This is a genomic window from Rhodoferax sp. EU05-FHT12H12 (assembly GCF_058791215.1).
On sequence record NZ_JBYTDI010000001.1, the window covers coordinates 647,436 to 665,176 of the forward strand.

12 protein-coding genes are annotated in these 17,741 nt (G+C 65.9%); 7 read left to right on the forward strand and 5 right to left on the reverse strand.

What is annotated here, in order from left to right; translation table 11 throughout:
• Positions 1–18 precede the first annotated feature (18 nt).
• Entirely contained in the window at positions 19–699 is a 681-nt protein-coding gene (locus tag AC3WS7_RS03010) for a DUF4405 domain-containing protein (protein ID WP_492655325.1), read from the forward strand.
• A 99-nt stretch (positions 700–798) separates the two neighbouring features.
• Here the strand turns inward: AC3WS7_RS03010 and AC3WS7_RS03015 are convergent, their stop codons facing one another.
• A complete protein-coding gene (locus AC3WS7_RS03015; protein ID WP_492655326.1) occupies positions 799–1,080 on the reverse strand; it encodes a DUF427 domain-containing protein in 282 nt (93 codons plus the stop codon).
• A 117-nt stretch (positions 1,081–1,197) separates the two neighbouring features.
• On the opposite strand from AC3WS7_RS03015, the gene osmF reads away from it, so the two are divergent.
• From osmF to AC3WS7_RS03045, 6 genes are all read left to right on the forward strand, one after another.
• A complete protein-coding gene (gene osmF / locus AC3WS7_RS03020) occupies positions 1,198–2,127 on the forward strand; it encodes a glycine betaine ABC transporter substrate-binding protein OsmF (protein WP_296472158.1) in 930 nt (309 codons plus the stop codon).
• An 8-nt stretch (positions 2,128–2,135) separates the two neighbouring features.
• The gene (locus tag AC3WS7_RS03025; protein ID WP_492655327.1) at positions 2,136–3,302 is read left to right on the forward strand and encodes an ABC transporter permease; all 1,167 of its coding nucleotides are present in this window, start codon (positions 2,136–2,138) and stop codon (positions 3,300–3,302) included.
• Complete coding sequence (locus AC3WS7_RS03030; protein WP_492655328.1) at positions 3,299–4,240, forward strand: ABC transporter ATP-binding protein; 942 nt, start codon at positions 3,299–3,301, stop codon at positions 4,238–4,240. The genes AC3WS7_RS03025 and AC3WS7_RS03030 overlap by 4 nt, the downstream gene beginning before the upstream one ends.
• Positions 4,233–4,997: an ABC transporter permease gene (locus AC3WS7_RS03035; RefSeq protein WP_492655329.1), complete on the forward strand. Its 765-nt coding sequence runs from the start codon at positions 4,233–4,235 to the stop codon at positions 4,995–4,997. The genes AC3WS7_RS03030 and AC3WS7_RS03035 overlap by 8 nt, the downstream gene beginning before the upstream one ends.
• A gap of 184 nt (positions 4,998–5,181) precedes the next feature.
• Positions 5,182–5,541, forward strand: coding sequence for a carboxymuconolactone decarboxylase family protein (locus AC3WS7_RS03040; protein WP_492655330.1), 360 nt, complete (start codon positions 5,182–5,184; stop codon positions 5,539–5,541).
• Between the two features lie 73 nt (positions 5,542–5,614).
• The gene (locus AC3WS7_RS03045) at positions 5,615–5,743 is read left to right on the forward strand and encodes a DUF3149 domain-containing protein (protein WP_296472168.1); all 129 of its coding nucleotides are present in this window, start codon (positions 5,615–5,617) and stop codon (positions 5,741–5,743) included.
• Positions 5,744–5,810: 67 nt separating this feature from the next.
• Here AC3WS7_RS03045 and clpB read toward each other — a convergent pair whose 3' ends face one another.
• From clpB to AC3WS7_RS03065, 4 genes are all read right to left on the reverse strand, one after another.
• On the reverse strand, positions 5,811–8,408 hold the full coding sequence (clpB, locus tag AC3WS7_RS03050) for an ATP-dependent chaperone ClpB (protein ID WP_492655331.1): 2,598 nt from the start codon (positions 8,406–8,408) through the stop codon (positions 5,811–5,813).
• 146 nt (positions 8,409–8,554) lie between these two features.
• Positions 8,555–14,500, reverse strand: a complete 5,946-nt coding sequence (locus tag AC3WS7_RS03055; RefSeq protein WP_492655332.1) for an alkaline phosphatase D family protein — start codon at positions 14,498–14,500, stop codon at positions 8,555–8,557.
• A 30-nt stretch (positions 14,501–14,530) separates the two neighbouring features.
• Positions 14,531–16,939 carry a putative bifunctional diguanylate cyclase/phosphodiesterase gene (locus AC3WS7_RS03060; protein ID WP_492655333.1) on the reverse strand — a complete coding sequence of 803 codons (2,409 nt, stop codon included), beginning with the start codon at positions 16,937–16,939 and terminating at the stop codon, positions 14,531–14,533.
• A 182-nt stretch (positions 16,940–17,121) separates the two neighbouring features.
• A complete protein-coding gene (locus AC3WS7_RS03065; protein ID WP_492655557.1) occupies positions 17,122–17,607 on the reverse strand; it encodes a molybdenum cofactor biosynthesis protein MoaE in 486 nt (161 codons plus the stop codon).
• Positions 17,608–17,741: the final 134 nt, after the last annotated feature.

The following is a 17,741-nucleotide window of genomic DNA, read 5'->3' on the forward strand; positions in this document are numbered from 1 at the left end:
ACCGCCAGGAGCCCTGCCTTGAACCCTGTTTTTCTGCTGCGACTGGCGCTGGACGGCGTGGCCGCAGGTTTGCTGCTGTTTGCTTTTTCCTACTACTGGCAAGGTAATGCGGCGCATGAGGTGGCGGGCCTCAGCATGTTCATGCTGCTGGTGGTGCATGGGGCATTCCATCGCCGCTGGTTTGCCGGTCTGGCCAACGCGCCTCGTGCACGGCGCGGCAAGTTCAACATCGCCCTCACCTTGCTGCTGCTCACGGGCATGCTGGTGCTGCTGGCAACGAGCCTGGTAATTTCCGAGACCGTGTTTGCCGGGCTGCGCTGGGACGACGATTTCACGGCGCGGCGGTTGCATGCCGGTGGCGCCTACTGGCTGTTGCTGGTGGTCGCCATTCATCTGGGACTGCGCTGGCCCTTGCTGATGGTCACGGCCAGCCGGCTGTTCGGCATCACCCAACCCAACCGGGCACGGACGGCAGTGCTGCGCAGCATTACGCTCGGCATTGCAGTGCAAGGTCTGATCAGCGCGCAGGCCCTGAATCTGCGCGACAAGCTGCTGTTTCAAATGTCCCTGGACTGGTGGGACTTCGGCGCCTCGGTGGCCGGATTTTTCGGACACTGCCTGGCCGTTGCGGGCCTGTGCATTGCCGTCACCCACTACGCCATGCGCGGGCTGCGTCACGGCCAGCGCATGGCTGCGTGATCGGGGCAGCTGCGGGAGCGCGCGCAGATTGCTACCAAATCAGTAGCTTCTCGCGCATATTCCATGCGGGCTAGAGGCCAATTTGACCAATAAATCAGCCTAGGCCGTGACCTGCACGCCCTTCCAGAACGCCACCCGGTCGCGCACCATTTCCGCTTCGGGTTTGGGGTCGGCGTAGTACCAGACGGCGTCGATGTTCATCTCGCCATTCACCAACAGCGAGCAGTAGCTGGCCTGGCCTTTCCAGGCGCAGCTGGTCTTGTGGTTGCTGAACTGCACGTAGTCGCGGTTCAGGGCGCTGGCGGGAAAGTAGTGGTTGCCTTCCACCAGCACGGTGTCATTACTTTCGGCTATTACGGTGCCGTTCCAAATTGCTTTCATTGCACGCTCCGGGCTCGCATTCAGGGGCTCCCATTGCACCACAGCACCGGCCATCCGGAGGGTTACCCGGGCTATTCGCTTTCGCTTATCCTGTGCCCTCATTTGAAAGGACCCGCCATGCGTACATCCTCGCTTTTTGCCCGCCGCCACCTGCTGGTGCTGGCAGCCGGCCTGCTGACTAGCTGGGCTGCCCAGGCCCAAAGCCCCGTGCGCGTGGGCTCCAAGATCGACACCGAAGGCAAACTCCTGGGCAACATCGTGGTGCTGGCACTGGAGGCCCATGGCATCAAGACCGAGAACAAGGTGGCACTGGGCAATACCAAAGTAGTGCGCACCGCCCTGCTGGCCGGCGAGATTGATATTTACCCCGAATACACCGGCAACGGCGCCTTCATGCTGGGCGACGAGAGCAACCCGGCATGGAAGAACCTGCGCGCAGGGTACGAGCTGGCCAAGAAAATGGACCTGGGGAAGAACAAAATCGTCTGGCTGGAGCCGGCCAATGCCAACAACACCTGGGCGATTGCCGTGCGCCGCGACGTGGCCACGGCCAACAAGCTGCGTACGCTGGACGACATGGGCCGCTACATCGCCAAGGGCGGCACCTTCAAGCTGGCGGCCTCGGCCGAATTCATGGAGCGGGCCGATGCCATGCCGGCCTTCCAGGCGGCATATGGCTTCAAGCTGCGCGCCGACCAGTCGCTGGTGCTGGCCGGTGGCGACACCGCAGCCACCATCAAGGCCGCGGCCGAAAAAACATCGGGCGTGAACGCCGCCATGGCCTACGGCACCGACGGCCCGGTAGCCGCGTTGGGCCTGGTGGTGATGGACGACCCCAAGGGCGTGCAACCCGTGTACGCACCCGCGCCCCTGGTGCGTGAAGAAGTGCTCAAGAAATACCCCGCCATTGCCACGGTGCTGGCGCCCATCTTCAAGGCGCTGGACGGCCCCACGCTGCAAATGCTGAACGCACGCATCCAGCTCGAAGGCCAGGACCCACGCAAGGTAGCCACCGCCTTCTTGCAGAGCAAGGGCTTCCTGAAATAGCCGCCGCCGTGGCGGACACGCCCTCCCGGCGCGGCAACCCGGTGCTGGCACTGTGTGTGGCGCTGGCGCTGGTTGCCGCCTGGGCCCTGCCTTTTGTGCGCGTGGCGCCCAACCGCCTGCTCTCGGGCGAACCCGTGTTTGTGATGGACCTGCTGCAGGGCCTCGGGGCTTGCTTGGTCGCCGCGCTGCTGCTGGCGCTGGCCATGGCGGCAGTGCAGGCCCAGCGCCGCGCCACGCACGGGCTGGTGCTGGCCGCCATGGCGGCCGCGCTGGCCGGGCTGTGGCTGCTGGCCGGTGCACATGCCCAGCACGTGGCGCACACCGAATCTTCTTTGCACCGCACGGCACTGGGTGCTGGCTTCTGGACGCTGGCGGGCCTGGCCTGGCTGGTGGCGCTGGACGCCGTGGCCCGGTTGCGGTTGGGCACGCTGGCGCGGCTGGCGGTGCTTACCGCCGCCGCCCTGCCCTTGCTGGCCGTACTGGGCATGGGGCAAGACCTGTCCATCGCCCAGGAGTACACCAACCGCAGCGATGTGTTTGGCGCCGCCGTGCTGCGCCACCTGCAGATCGTGCTGCTGTCCATCGTGCCCGCGGTGGCCATGGGTGTGCCGCTGGCCTGGGCCATGGTGCGCGCGCCACGGCTGCGCCAGGCGCTGTTTCCCGTGCTCAATGTGATCCAGACGATTCCCTCCATCGCACTGTTTGGCCTGCTGATGGCGCCGCTGGCCTGGGCCGCCGCGCAGGCACCGGTGCTGGGGCAGATGGGCATCAGCGGTGTGGGCCTGGCGCCCGCGGTGCTGGCACTGCTGCTGTATGCGCTCTTGCCCATCGTGCGCTCCACGCTGGCCGGGCTGGAGCAGGTGCCCGTGGCAGTCACCACGTCAGCGCGTGCCATGGGCATGGCGCCCTGGCAGGTGCTGTGGCAGGTGGAGCTGCCGCTGGCGCTGCCGGTGCTGCTGGTGGGCCTGCGCACGGCGGTGGTGCAGACCACGGGCCTGGCCGCGGTGACTGCGCTGGTGGGTGCCGGGGGCTTGGGGCACATCATGTTTGACGGCCTGTTCAGCGCGGCCAACGAGCTGGTGATGCTGGGCGTGCTGCCCATTGTGCTGCTGGCCGTGCTGGCCGATGCCCTGTTCAAGGCGCTGGCCGCGCTGCTGGAAAAACCCACCGCATGATCACCTTCGACCACACCAGCAAGTCGTATGACGGCACGCCCGCCATCACCGACCTGGACCTGACCATTGCCCGCGGCGAGCTGTTGGTGCTGATTGGCCCCTCGGGCTCGGGCAAGTCCACCGCGCTCAAGATGATCAACCGCATGGTGGACCACGACGGCGGCCGCATCCTGCTGGACGGGCAAGAGATCTACAGCCTCAACGTGCGCGACCTGCGCCGGCGCATGGGCTATGCCATCCAGTCGGTGGGCCTGTTCCCGCACTGGACCGTGGCGCGCAACATTGCCACCGTGCCGCAGCTGCTGGGCTGGAGCAAAGAGCGCATCGAAACACGTGTGACCGAGCTGCTGACCCTGTTTGCGATGGAGCCCGCGCAGTACCGCGACCGCTACCCGCACCAGCTGTCGGGCGGGCAGCAGCAGCGTGTGGGCGTGGCGCGCGCACTGGCAGCCGACCCCGATGTGCTGCTGATGGACGAACCCTTTGGCGCGCTGGACCCGGTGACACGCGCGGCGCTGCAGCTGGAGCTCAAACGCGTGCACCAGGCGTCTGGCAAAACCATTGTGCTGGTTACACACGACATCGACGAAGCCCTGCTGCTGGCCACGCGCATCGTGCTGCTGCGCCAGGGCCGCATCGAACGGGTGGGCACACCGCTGGAACTGCTGGCCACGCCAGCCAACGACTTTGTGGCGGATTTTTTGGGCCGTGCGGACCGCGGGCTCAAGCTGCTCTCGCTGCGGCCCGTTGCACCGCTGGTGCAGCCACTCAACGGGCCCGTGCCCACCGTGCAGATTGCCGACACCGCCACCGTGCGTGAAGCCCTCTCGCAGATGGCGGCGCATGCGGTGTCGGCGCTGCGGGTGGTGAATGCTGCGGGCGAGCCACTGGGCCAGGTGCTCGCGGCCGATCTGCTGGAAGCGCAGCACCGTGGCTAAGGACGTGGTGAACGCCCCGCGCCCGGCCCGCGCCTGGTGGGCCGACCACCTGCTGTGGACAGCGGCCCTGCTGCTGGCGCTGGCCTATGGCCTGCCGCACAGCGCGCCGCTGTTTGCCGCACTGTTCCCCGCCCTGCCGCGCCCGGTCTACCTGCAAGAGCCACTGGCTGCGCTGCTGTGGCAGCACCTGGGTCTGGTGTTGTTGTCCAGCGCGGTGTCGGTGCTGCTGGGCACGGCGGCCGGGCTGGCCGCCACGCGCCCGGCTGGCCGCGCCTTCCGCCCGCTGCTGGAAACCATAGCCGCCATGGGCCAGACTTTTCCGCCCGTGGCCGTGCTGGCCGTGGCGGTGCCCGTGGTCGGTTTTGGGGAACTGCCGGCGCTGCTGGCGCTGTCACTGTTTGGGCTGCTGCCGGTGCTGCAGGCTACGCTGGCGGGGGTGGAGTCGGTGCCGCAGCCGGTGCAAGAGTCTGCCCGCGCCATGGGCCTCTCGCCCTGGCAACAGCTGTGGCAAGTGCAAGTGCCGCTGGCCTTGCCGCTGTGGGTGGCCGGCGTGCGCACCTCCGTCATCATCAACATCGGCACCGCCGCCATCGCCTCCACCGTGGGTGCCAAGACACTGGGCTCGCCCATCATCGTGGGCCTGAGTGGCTTCAATACCGCCTATGTGTTGCAAGGCGCGGTGCTGGTCGGCCTGCTGGCCGTGGCCGCCGACATGGCGTTTGAGCGGCTGGCGCGGCAGGTGCAGTGGCAGCACTGAGCGGCCGAAATACGCTATACATTTAATAGCTGCTTGCGCAATATCCACGGGTACTAGAGGCCAATTTGGCGCTTAAAAAGCGTGGGAGCAGCCGTTCCACACGCGATCCACCGTTGTTTGCGCCGGGTCAAGGCGACCCCGCGCCGTGCTGCCTACAGTCAAGCTTTCAGCCACGGAGCCCGGCATGAGCAGCTTTGACCACAGCACCCTGATCAAGAACATCAACGACAACCTCAGCCCTTTGCGCAAGGCGCAGCCGGACGCCCTGCAAGGCTTCGGCCAGTTGGCCAAAGCGGCCATGGCCGAAGGCACTGTGAGCGCCAAACACAAGGAGCTGATCGCGCTGGCCATTGGCATCACCCAGCATTGCTCGGGGTGTATCGGTTTTCACATCAAGGCGCTGCACAAACTGGGCTGCACCCGCACCGAGCTGGACGAGATGCTGGCGGTGTGTGTGTACATGGGCGGCGGCCCCGCCTTGATGTACACCGCAGAGGCCGGTGCGGCCTGGGACAGCATGGCACCTGCGCCCGTAGCGGCCTGAAGCACGGTTTGATGCAGGTCAGAACTTGCATCTGCCACACGCCTACGATGGCTTTGACACTTAGGAGAAAACCATGAAACTGATGACCGACCTGTTTTCCACCGACTACGGCCTGATGAGTGTGGCGGTGCTGGCCTTCATTGTGGTGATGGCCATTTGGTTTGGCGCCTTCTTCCGGCGCAAGATGAACGAAAACGCCTGAAAGCCCACGCCCAACAACAAAACGCACCGTCACCGGTGCGTTTTGCATTGGGGGGCTCCGGCTGGCTTCAGGCGAAGCTGAACTGCCCCGGTGCCAGGATGGGGTCCACGCCCACCTTGATGGTGGACTTGGGCGCGAACTTGCCTTCCAGCAACAGCTTGGACAGCGGGTTCTCGATACGCTGCTGGATGGCGCGCTTGAGGGGTCGCGCACCAAACACCGGGTCGAAGCCGACCTTGGCCAGTTCGGCCACCGCAGCGTCGCTCACCTGCAGCGTCAGGTCCATCTTGGCCAGGCGGCCCATCAGCGTGGCGAGCTGGATCTTGGCGATGGACGCGATGTTGGCAGCGTCCAGCGAATGGAAGACCACGGTTTCGTCGATGCGGTTCAGGAACTCGGGGCGGAAGTGGTTCTTCAGCTCGCCGGTCACGGCCTCTTTCACGTCCTCGTAGTCCTGCCCCACCATGCTCTGGATGAGCTGGCTGCCGATGTTGCTGGTCATCACGATCACGGTGTTCTTGAAGTCCACGGTGCGGCCCTGGCCATCGGTCAAGCGGCCATCATCCAGCACCTGCAGCAGCACGTTGAACACATCGGGGTGGGCCTTTTCCACCTCGTCCAGCAGCAGCACGCTGTAGGGCTTGCGGCGCACGGCCTCGGTCAAATACCCACCTTCTTCGTAGCCCACATAGCCGGGGGGCGCACCAATCAGGCGCGCCACGGAGTGCTTCTCCATGAACTCGCTCATGTCGATGCGCACCAGATGCTCCTCACTGTCGAACATGAAACCTGCCAGCGCCTTGCACAGCTCGGTCTTGCCCACGCCCGTGGGGCCCAGGAACAAGAAGGAGCCGGTGGGGCGGTTCGGATCGGAGAGGCCCGAGCGTGAACGGCGGATGGCGTTGGCCACGGCGGCAATGGCTTCGTCCTGCCCGACCACGCGGTCGTGCAGCTTGTCTTCCATTTGCAGCAGCTTGTCGCGTTCGCCTTGCAACATCTTGCTGACGGGAATGCCGGTGGCGCGGCTCACCACCTCGGCAATTTCGTCGGCACCGACTTGTGTGCGCAAGAGCTGACGCGTGGCACCTTCGCCGTTTTTGGATTTGCCGGCTTCTTTCTCCTGCGCCTCCTTCAGCCGCTTCTCCAACTCAGGCAGCTTGCCGTATTGCAGTTCAGCCACTTTGGCCAGGTCGCCCTTGCGGGTCAGGCCGTCAATCTGCGTACGCAACTTGTCAATTTCCTCCCGCACCTGGGCGCTGCCCTGGGCGGTGGCCTTTTCGGCCTTCCAGATTTCGTCCAGGTCGGCGATCTCCTTTTGCAGGGACCGGATCTCTTCGTCAATCAACTCCAGGCGCTTGAGCGAGGCCTCGTCTTTCTCGCGCTTCACGGCCTCACGCTCGATCTGCAGCTGGATCAAGCGGCGATCCAGCTTGTCCATCACCTCGGGCTTGGAGTCCAGTTCGATCTTGATCTTGCTGGCGGCCTCGTCGATCAGGTCAATGGCCTTGTCGGGCAAAAAGCGGTCGGTGATGTACCGGTTGGACAGCTCCGCCGCGGCCACGATGGCGGGGTCGGTGATATCCACGCCATGGTGCACTTCGTAGCGTTCTTTCAGGCCACGCAAAATGGCAATGGTGGCCTCCACCGTAGGTTCACCCACCAGAATTTTCTGGAACCGGCGCTCCAGCGCGGCGTCTTTCTCGATGTACTTGCGGTATTCGTCCAAGGTGGTGGCGCCCACACAGTGCAGCTCGCCACGGGCCAGCGCGGGTTTGAGCATGTTGCCGGCATCCATGGCACCCTCGCCCTTGCCGGCCCCCACCATGGTGTGCAGCTCGTCAATGAACACGATGGTCTGCCCTTCGTCCTTGGCCAGGTCTTTCAGCACATTCTTCAGGCGTTCTTCAAACTCGCCACGGAACTTGGCACCGGCCAGCAACGCCGCCATGTCCAGGCTCAGCACACGCTTGCCCTTCAGGCTATCCGGCACCTCACCGGCCACGATGCGCTGGGCCAGGCCTTCCACAATCGCGGTCTTGCCCACGCCGGGCTCGCCAATCAGCACGGGGTTGTTTTTGGTACGGCGCTGCAGCACCTGGATGGCGCGGCGGATTTCGTCGTCTCGGCCAATCACCGGGTCCAGCTTGCCCAGGCGGGCGCGTTCGGTCAGGTCGATGCAGTATTTCTTGAGCGACTCGCGCTGCTCTTCGGCGTCGGCGCTGTCCACCTTCTGGCCGCCGCGCACCGCCTCAATGGCAGCCTCCAGGGCTTTGCGGGTCAGTCCGTTGGCACGGGCCAGGTTGCCCGCTTCGCCCTTGTGGTCGGCCAGTGCCAGCAAAAACAGCTCGCCGGCAATGAACTGGTCGCCGCGTTTGATGGATTCTTTCTCTGAAGCCTGCAGCAGGCTCACCATGTCACGGCCCACCGTCACCTGCTCATGGCCCTGCACTTGGGGCAGGCGTTTGATGGCAGCCTCGGCCCCAGCCAGCAGGCCCGCCACGTTGACACCGGCGCGGTTCATCAGGGCCTTGGGAGCATCGTCGGTACGGATCATGGCCGCCAACACGTGCACGGGCTCGATGTACTGGTTGTCATTGCCCAGGGCCAAGCTCTGGGCTTCGCTCAAGGCTTCCTGGAATTTGGTGGTGAGTTTTTCGATTCGCATTGCTGCTCCCGCGACGGTTTATGGAATGACAACCAGCTTGGGGCCATGGTGCCCCATTTCAAGGCCAGCGCCCGTGCGCCAGCGGACATTGGCAGGCAGTTTGATCCACATCAAACCGCCCTGCCCCTCGCGCCGGTGTCCGCCATTCAGGCCAGGGTCCACTCGGTCACCACCTGGTCGAGGGTGCTCACATCAAAACGGCGCATGCTGAAACTGGCGCGCAAGCGCTGGCCGCCGCTGGCCAGCGGCGCCAGCTCGCACTCGAGCCAGCCGTCGCCATTCCAGGCCTGCGCTTCAATCTGCGCATTGCCGCCCGCCAATGGCACCGTCTCCTGCGCCAGCACATCGCTGGCGGCCACGTTGGCAAACCGCAGCGGCGCGTGCAACGGCGGTGCGACCAGCGCGTAGGCCTTGACCGGGCTGTGGCTGAAGGTGATGGTGGCACTGGCCGCGCAGTGGTAATCGCCCGAGAGGAAGACCACGTTGCTGATGTGCTGCGTGGCAATGAAGTCCAGCACACGCTGGCGGTCGCCTTCGGCAAACTGCCAGTTGTCGGTGGACCGCGGTGAGGGCCGGCCCAGCCCCTGCACCAGGCCCGGTGCCAGCACCGCGCCCGTGGCAATGAACTTGGCCTGGTGGCCGCGCGCCTGCTCTTGCAGCAGCCAGGCTTCCAGCACCGGCCACTGGCCGAGCTCCAGCAGGCGCCGCTCGGTGCCCAAGGCACGGTTGCGGTGCACCCGGGTGTTGAGGGAGAGAAATGCCGCTGCCGCGTGCGAAACCGCTCCGTCGTGCCCCTGCGGCCCCAGCGGTGCCGGGCCATGGGCGCGCTGGAAGGCCGCAAATGCGCTCAGTGCATTGCGCGTGAGCACGGCGCGCGCCGTGCCCAGGCGCTCTTCGTCGCGGCTCCAGTTGTCGGCAATCTCGTGGTCGTCCATGGCCATGTAGAACGGCAGGCTGCGCGCCAGTTGGCGAAAGCCCGCCGAACCAAAGGCTTCGCGGTAGCGAGGCAGCAACGACTCGATGGGCGAGCTGCTGGAGGCCAGGCCGGCCCGTGCATCGGCATAAATCTGGTCGCCCAGCATCCACATCAGCGAAGCTGGCGCCTGCCGCTGGCGCTCGGCCAGCTGCTGCAGAGTGTGGTCGCTGCGGGCAGCCTCCAACGCGGTGATGCCTGGGTGGCGGCAGGTGGCGGCCACAAAACGCAGGCCGTTTTGGGGGGCCAACACATCCGCTTGCAGGCGCAGCACGCAGTCGCGCATCCAGCGCAGGCTGCGGCGCTCGCGTGACAGCGTGCCGGGCTGCGCGCGCAGTGCCACGGCGCGCTGCTCGCGCACCAGCGCGGCCAGGGGCCGCAGCAGGGCCACGGCGTCGTCCAGCGTCAGGTCCAGCGGCAGGGGCTGCAGCGCACCATGGCCTACCGCGTGCGGCACGGCGGTGGCTGTCGGGGCCAACTCCCAGCCGGCGGCTCCTTGGCCCTGTGCCAGGGTTTGCCGGTAGTCCGCATGTGCAGCCTCGGCCGACGGTGGCACCGCAGGCACCGGGCTGCGCCCGGCACTGTGCGCCACATCCTGCACGGTCACTGGTGCGCCCCACACATCGGGCCAATGCAGCGCCTGGGCTGCGCCATCGGCGGGTGCATCGGCAGCAATGCGGTGCAGGCTCACCATGGCGACGGTGATGGCACCCAGCCAGTCGGCGGGCACGCGCAGATCGGCCACGGCATACACAATGCTTTGGTCGGGTGCTGCGTCCTGTGCCACGCCCACCAGGCCTTCGAGCGGACTGCTGACCAAGGACCAGGCGTGCACGCTGCGCTGGCGCCCCACCGAGAGCAGTGTCATGGCGGCCACGGCGGTGTCGGCCTGGGAGTTGTCCACCTCCATCCACACGCGCAGCACTGTCTCATCCCCCTCACGGCGTACCCACCCCGTGAGCGGTCCGGTGCGCGGCAAGCGCGCACGCAGGCGGTTTTGCGTTACCGGTTCGGGTAGGTCGGCAGCCTGGGCTTGGTTGAAAAAGTCCACCACCTCCGAAAAAATGACCTCGGGCGCGCGCTTGCCAATGGTGCAGTCAAAGTGCGCATGTTCGGGTGCCACCAAAAAGCGGTCGAGACCGGTGGCCAGGCGCTGCCCGCCAAAGGCACGGCTGAACTGGCGTTGCGTCTCGTGCAGCGACTCCTGGTCGAACAACACGTTGTCAGCCCCATGCAGCAGCATGACCGGCATGCCTAGGTAACGGCGCACGTTTTCGTCCGTCACGTAGATGTTCTGCCCGTCAGCATCCACCAGGTGTTCGTACTCCACACACTTGGCACCGTGCAAAAACACGCCCAGGTTGGTGCGGCCAAAGTACAGGTCCAGCTTTTCGTGCGTGCCGGGGCGGCCGGGCTGGCTCTCAATCAACTGGTCGTGGCGGAACAGGCGGCTCAGGAAGCCAGCCATGCGTTTGCACGAGGTGCTGTCGGGCTGGTGCACGCGCAGGTCGTGTTCGTGCGGGCAGCGCTCGGCCTCGTCGTAGTGGAAGCTGGCAAACAGCCGATCCATCAGGGCATGCAGGCCATCCGCCTGCGCCGTGCCGGCGGCAAAGTTCACATACTCCAGCCCCAGCGCATTGACCATGAGTGCGGCCACCTGCAGGCGCATTTGCGCGGTGACGGAGCCAATCACATAGGGCTGGAACTGCGAGAACAGCACCGCCGCCACTTTGGGCTTGCCCGCTTCGTGCATGAGGTGCCCGCCCAGCAGCGCCATGGCGGTAGAGGCCGAGCCCACGCAGTGGCTGAACACACTGAGCTGGCCCGGCAGCCATTCGGGCTCGCTGCGTTCGGCCTGCAGCACGGCCAGCGCGTGGTTGACCGCAGCCGGCAGGTCGCAGGCGCCAATGTCGTCCATGCTGGACAGCCGGGCCGAGGCGCGCAGAAAGGGGCTCACACGGTACTCAAGCAACCACACATCCCAGCCCTGCGCATACAGCATGGCGGCCAGTGCGCGTTCACCCAACTCCTCGGCCACAAAGGGCAAGGTGTTCTGCGCAAAGCCGTTGAGCAAGATGATGGACTTGAAACGCCGCAGGCGCTGCGCGGTGACGCTGGACTCGACCCGCGGCTGGGCGTAGCGCACCAGGCCGATGCGGATGGTTTCGGTTTTCGGGTCCGACGCATCGGCCCCGGCACGCAAAGGCACCGTCAGGCACACCGGTGCCTGTGGCGGCACCACACGGCCATCGGGCAGGCGAATGGGCGGGTACTGGTCCGCCGTCAGCTCAAAGTCGCCGTTGTCGGGCAGCGTGGCAGGGTCGGTGGCTGGGAGGTCTTTTTTGTAGTCGGGCAGGCGGAAGTCCAGCATGCGGCTGCTGACCACGTAGCGCAGGATGGTGAGTGGGTAGGTGATGAAGGCGGCCAGCGCGTTCACCGTGTCGGGCCCGGGTTTCATTTGTGGCGCGATGCGGCGCACCATCTCGGGCACATCCATGGTGAGGCGGCCCGTGGCCAGCACGCGCCCGCCCTTGGCCTGCATGAGCTGCACGTCCAGCTGGGTCAGCTCGTCCCACACACTGCGGCGTTGTGGGGCGGGCCAGCCGCCGTGCCGAAGTTTCTTGCGCAGCCAGCCCCACAGCTCCGCCCAGCTCAAGGCAGGCTGGATCAGCTTTTCACCTTGCAGGTACCAGCTGCGTTCGCCGTCACTCAAGGTGAGGCGGTAGTCAAAGGTTCGGGCAGCACTGGCATGCCAGAGCAGCTTGAGGCCGTCCCAAACCATATCGCTCAGCCTTTGTTTCTTGTCTCCCGCTTCCTTGGGACGCAGGCTGTCGGGGTACCAGCGGGTGATGCCGTAGGTGAGCCCGGCGCGCACCGCGCGGCAGGCTCGGGCCCCCAAACCCTCGGGGGCGGCGCGGAACAACTGCACCGTGCCACCAGTGACGTGCAACACGGTGGATGGCCCCTGGGTGGCATCGATCACCAAACGCGAGGTCGTGAGGCTGCGCGCCGTAGGGGTGCCCGGCAAGGCTTGTAACGTGTGGCGGGGGTCCTGCCACAGGCGCGTCCAGTCGGCCACATCCATCTGCAAAAACAGCGCCGCAGCCGGTGCAGCCGGTGCAGCCGGTGCAGCTGGCCCGGCGGGCCACCAGGGTGGCAGCACGGCATCGGGCTTGGGCTGCAAGGGGCCGCGCAACACCTCGGCCAGCACGGCGCCGTGGGGTGCCTCGGGCTCGGCTTTCACCATGGGGGCCACGGGCGGGTGCAGGGGCAAGGCGCGGGTTTGCGGCGCGCGGGCGGTCTCGTTTTGCAGCAGCAAACGGCAGGTCCGCTCGGCCAATGCAGTGATGGTGAGCAAGGGGTTGACCCCCAGCGAGGTGGGGATGACCGAGCCGTCCACCACCAGCAGGCCGGTGTGTACGCCCCCATCGGGCAGGAAGACCTGGCCCAGGTGGTTGACCACCCCCTGTGTGGGCGAGGCCCCCATGCGGCAGCCGCCCAGCGGATGCACCGTGACCCAGCCGCTCTCGGCCTTGGGACCACTGAGCACGCTGGCGATCTTGTCGGGCAACACGCCGCTGGCCGGGTTGGGCAAAAACTCGGCCCCCACGCCTTCCACACTGGCAGCACGGCTGCGGTGCAACCCGGGCGCAGGATCCACCGCACCACTGCCCCAGGACCAGGCGATGCGCGACTGCGGCTTGGCCAGCCGGGCCTGCCCGGCCGAGCTGTCGTGCCCCATCCCCAGCATGACCAGGCTGCGCGCGGTGCGCCGGGGGTCCGCCACCAGCGGGTCCTGGCTACCCGTTTGGCGCAGACCAAAACGCGCCAGTTGGGGCAGCACCCCCAGCGTGGCCAGGGCTTCACCCACCACGGGGGCGAGCATGCCGGGGATACCGCCGTCTTCGGTGACCGTGCTGCGGGTGTGGTCCTGGGTGTCGTGGTAGCGGATCACCGCACTGATGGTGGGGCCGACCTTGTCGGAGGCAGCGCGCACGGCGCCACTGCCCTCTCCCAGTGCGTTGGCCGTGTCTGCCATGTCATAGGCGGCGCTCAGGTCATCCCCATTGGCCGAGATGCCCCGGCCCAGCCAGCTGTGGGCCACGGGCAGGCCATGCTCCCGCGAGCGCAACAGGATTTCGCTGGAGCCAAAGGTGCCCGCACTGAGCACCACGCGGCCAGTGCGCAGCACAAATTCGTAGGCGCTGTTGAGCGGTCCCTCCGGTGCCTCGAAGGACTGCTCCCAGGTGCCACGCTCGGTGGTGCGCACGCAGTGCACCAGCCAGTCGCGTCCGGGGTGGGCCACATCGGGCTGGTGCCGCACATACAAGACGCTGACGCCGGTGAACATGCGCGCACCGGCTTGGGCCGCGCGCGGCAGGTAGGTTTTGTCCAGGCTGAGCTTGGCGTTGTGGTTGCAACCCGAACAACAGTCGCCACAGCCCACGCAGGCATCGCGCGGGCCCAGGGTCAGCGGGGCATCGGCGCGAAACTCGATCGCCAGGGGCACGTCTTCGGTGCTGACCTTGAGGCGGGTATTGGCAAACCGGTCTGCGGCGGCCTGGCCGATCTCCTGCATGCGCTGGTATTTGGCGGTGTGCTGCGGCACACAGGCTGGCGAAGCGCGCTGGGCAGCGGGTGACTGAACTTCCAGCACCTGTGCGGCCTGCGCGTAGTCGGCATCCAGCGAAGCCTCGCGCAGCGCCACGGGCCACGCCTCTTGCTGGAACACGCGTGCATCGGGGCGCAGCGCCACCGCCGCGTTGATCAGGCTGCCACCGCCCAGGCCATTGCCCACCAGGGCCGTGGCGCGCGTACCCACGCGAAAGTCAAACAGCGCATCCTCGTACCCCATCGCCGCAGGCCCCTGTTGGCGTTCGGCATTGCCACCCACCTCAACCCGCACAAAGCCGCCGAACTGGCCAAAGTCAGTGGGGAATTCACCGGCAAGGTACTCAGCCCCCCGCTCCAGCACGGCTACGCTGTGGCCATGTTCGGCAAAACGCAATGCGGCCACCGCGCCGCCATACCCCGAGCCCACCACCACTACCTCGGGCGCGTAGCCCTCTTCCTGGGTGCTGGCAATCAGTTGCTCCACACCGTGTGACAGCCAATGCATGGCAGATCTCCCTGAATGTTTCTATGGATTTCACCGCACAAAAGGCAGTTGCGTTTCGCACCAGCGGTCAAACTCGGGCACGGGCATGGGTGCCGCAGCAAACCAGCCTTGCGCATAGTCGCAGCCAATGGCCCGCAGTAGCGACCACTCCTCCGCATCCTCGGCCCCCTCGGCCACCACCGTCAGCCCCAGCCGGTGCCCCATGGCAATGGTGGACTCCAGCAGTGCAGCACCGTCGCTGCCGGGGCGCACATTGCGCACAAAGGCGCGGTCGATCTTGAGTTCGACCACCGGCATTTTTTGCAGGTAGGCCAGCGAGGAGTAGCCGGTACCGAAGTCGTCAATTGACAGGCTGAAGCCGCTGGTGCGCAGCGCGTTCATCACCTCCAGCGCCGAGGCCGGGTCCTGCATGGCACCGCTCTCGGTGATTTCGAGCCGGATATCACCCGGATCCACACCCACCTCGTGCGCCAGGATGGCGGTGCGGGCTGCAAAGCCGGTTTCGCCCAGATCAAAGGTGGAGAGGTTGACCGATATCTGCAAGGGCCGCCCCTGGGCGCGGTAGCTGGCGGCCAGGCGCATGGCCCGCTCCAGCACCCAGCGGGTAATCAGCGTGATGCGCCCGGTCTTCTCGGCAAAGGGCACAAAGTCGCCGGGCGGAATCATGCCGCGGCGTGGGTGCTCCCAGCGCACCAGTGCCTCGGCACTGCCCACCGTGCCGTCGCTCAGGCGTACCTTGGGCTGCAGGTACAGGCGCAGCTCGTTCTGCTCCACCGCCCGCTTGAGCTCGGACAGCAAGTCCAAATCGGCCCGCTGGCTCGTCTCCATTTCCTGCTGGTACAGCAGCCAGTTGCGGTGCTGGGTGCGCCCCGCGTCGAGTGCGATTTCGGCGTTGCGCAGTAGTTGCGCCATGGTGGTGTGGTCAGCGGGGGGCAGTGCCACCCCCACTGCCAAGGTGATGTCGACCGCCTGGCCCTCAATCTCTGCGGGACTGTTGAACGCGTAGTCCACCTCTTCGCGCATGGCCGTGAGGCCGATGTCGCTGGGAAACACCAGACAAAACTGGTCTGCATGCATGCGCCCCACACAGGCGCTGGCGTGCACTCGGCAAACGGCCTGTAGTCGGCGCCCGGTTTCCTTGAGAATCTGGTCCCCCAGCGTGGGGCCCAGGGTTTCGTTGATGGCGTGAAAACGCTCCACATTGAGCATCAGGGCCGCGGGCACATCCCCTTCGTCGATGCGCAGTTGGCCATACTGGCGTGCGCCCTCGCGGTTGAGCAGGCCTGTGAGCGCATCAAAGCGGGCCATGCGAGAGGTCTCACGCTGCAGGCGCAGCGTGCGGTCGGCAATGCCGTAGCAAAACGCAATAGGCAGCAACAGGGTGCGCGCGAAATCGAAAGTGGAGCCCAACGCCACCGCCGAAGGCATGGGCTCGCGCAGAAGCACGTTGTAGAGCAAAAAAGCAAGCCAATAGATGGCAATCGGGGTGAGCCCCAGCAGCAGGATGCCACAGCCGCGCTCGCCCCCACGCCAGCCGCGCCAGTTGCCGGAGAGCAGCACCAGAAAGTGCAGCGGCACCAGCCCATAGATCAGCACATTGGCCAAACCGGGCCACAGGTAGTGCAAAGGGATCATGCTGGCAAACAGCACAGCCACACCATAGGCCACCTTGGTGGTGCGGGGGCTGTGTTTGGCAAAGCGTCCAAAACGCACGCTTAGCAATACCGACAGCACACCGACCAGATAATTAAAAATCCAGGCATTGAGCCAGAGCGGAGAGCTCGCATCCAGCACAAACGGCAGCCCGCTCTTGGTGAAAATGGTGAGCGACTGCAGGCTCGCATACAGCGCATAAATGGCGTAATTGACCTCTCGCAGGGTAATGCTGAAAAACAGCGCCACCAGCGCGGTGGTGAACAGAAAGACTGCGCCACTGTGGTTGAGAAGGTCGGTCCCGTGTTCGTTGCGCAGGCTGTCTTCGGGCACCACGGCCTCCACCAGGAGGGTGCGCGCCAGACCGGGGTAGGCCAGAGCACCCAGGGCCGGCTCAAAGCGGGCGTAGAGCGGAAACACGGCCACGGCATCGGGGGGAAACAGGGCACGCAAGCCGGTGACCACCGCCCCACTGCTGGGGCCCAAGCGCAGGGCCTGCCCCAAGGGCTTGCCCCGGGCATCGAACAGGGCAATGTCCACGCGCTGCACATTGAGGTCAGCAAAGGACAGCCAAGGCCGGGTTTGCTGTGCCTGGGCAGCAGGCAAGTGGCGGATGCGAATCCAGCAGGCGCCACCTTCCGGGTCCACCGGCACCTTGCCATCGGGCGCCGCAGTCCAGCCGTTATCGGGATGGGCCATGGGCTGCTGCACCGACTGCAGGTCGCAACGATAGTCCACCGGCAAGGCAGCAGCCCACACCCACGCACTCCACAGCGTGACCGCCACACCCCCTCCAAGCCGCAGTGCGAGTCGCCGGAAATCCATTGCTACCCTTGTTGAATGCGCTGAGGCGGAGACTGAATGGGGCAAGACCCACTGCAGCAACTGCCTGCGAATGATTGTAGGTGGATCAGGCCCAAAGCGCCTGTTTTCAGGGCCCGGGTGCTACGCTTTTCGCCACAGGGGGCTCAGGCGTTGCGTGCCTCTATGCCCCAACGCGCCAGGGCTTCGTCGTCACTGACGCGGGCATCCACCCAATGCGCGCCGGCGGCCGTCTGCTCCTTCTTCCAGAAAGGCGCTTGGGTTTTGAGGTAGTCCATCAAAAACTCGCAGGCCTGGAAGCTCTGGCCGCGGTGGGCCGAGGTCACGGCGACCAGGACCACGCCGTCGGTCGGGTACAACAGGCCCACGCGGTGCACTACGCGGGCGCCCAGGATGTCGAAACGTGCAAAAGCCGCGTCCACCATGGCTTCGATGGACTTCTCGGTCATACCGGGGTAGTGCTCCAACTCCATGGTTTGCACCGACCCTTCCGCACCCGGCACATTGCGGTCCCGCACCGTGCCCACAAAAGTGCAGACGGCACCCACACGCGGATCACCGGCCTGCAGGGCGGCAATCTCTTGCGCCACATCGAAAGGCTGTGGCTGGATTCGAACACGGGGGGAAGAAATGGCGTCAGAAGGCATGGTCGAATTGTGGCACCGTGCTAGCATGGCAGCCATGTTCACAGACACCACACGCTTCACCATGGCCATTTTGGCTCTGGCAGGCCCGTGCGCGATGGCTGCGAACACTTCCAAAAAAC

Excerpts from the sequence above, each read along its gene's own strand:
- AC3WS7_RS03015 (WP_492655326.1), bottom strand. The coding sequence starts at position 1,080 with ATGAAAGCAATTTGGAACGGCACCGTAATAGCCGAAAGTAATGACACC.
- AC3WS7_RS03045 (WP_296472168.1), top strand. The coding sequence starts at position 5,615 with ATGAAACTGATGACCGACCTGTTTTCCACCGACTACGGCCTGATGAGT.
- osmF (WP_296472158.1), top strand. The coding sequence starts at position 1,198 with ATGCGTACATCCTCGCTTTTTGCCCGCCGCCACCTGCTGGTGCTGGCA.
- clpB (WP_492655331.1), bottom strand. The coding sequence starts at position 8,408 with ATGCGAATCGAAAAACTCACCACCAAATTCCAGGAAGCCTTGAGCGAA.
- AC3WS7_RS03040 (WP_492655330.1), top strand. The coding sequence starts at position 5,182 with ATGAGCAGCTTTGACCACAGCACCCTGATCAAGAACATCAACGACAAC.
- AC3WS7_RS03030 (WP_492655328.1), top strand. The coding sequence starts at position 3,299 with ATGATCACCTTCGACCACACCAGCAAGTCGTATGACGGCACGCCCGCC.
- AC3WS7_RS03055 (WP_492655332.1), bottom strand. The coding sequence starts at position 14,500 with ATGCATTGGCTGTCACACGGTGTGGAGCAACTGATTGCCAGCACCCAG.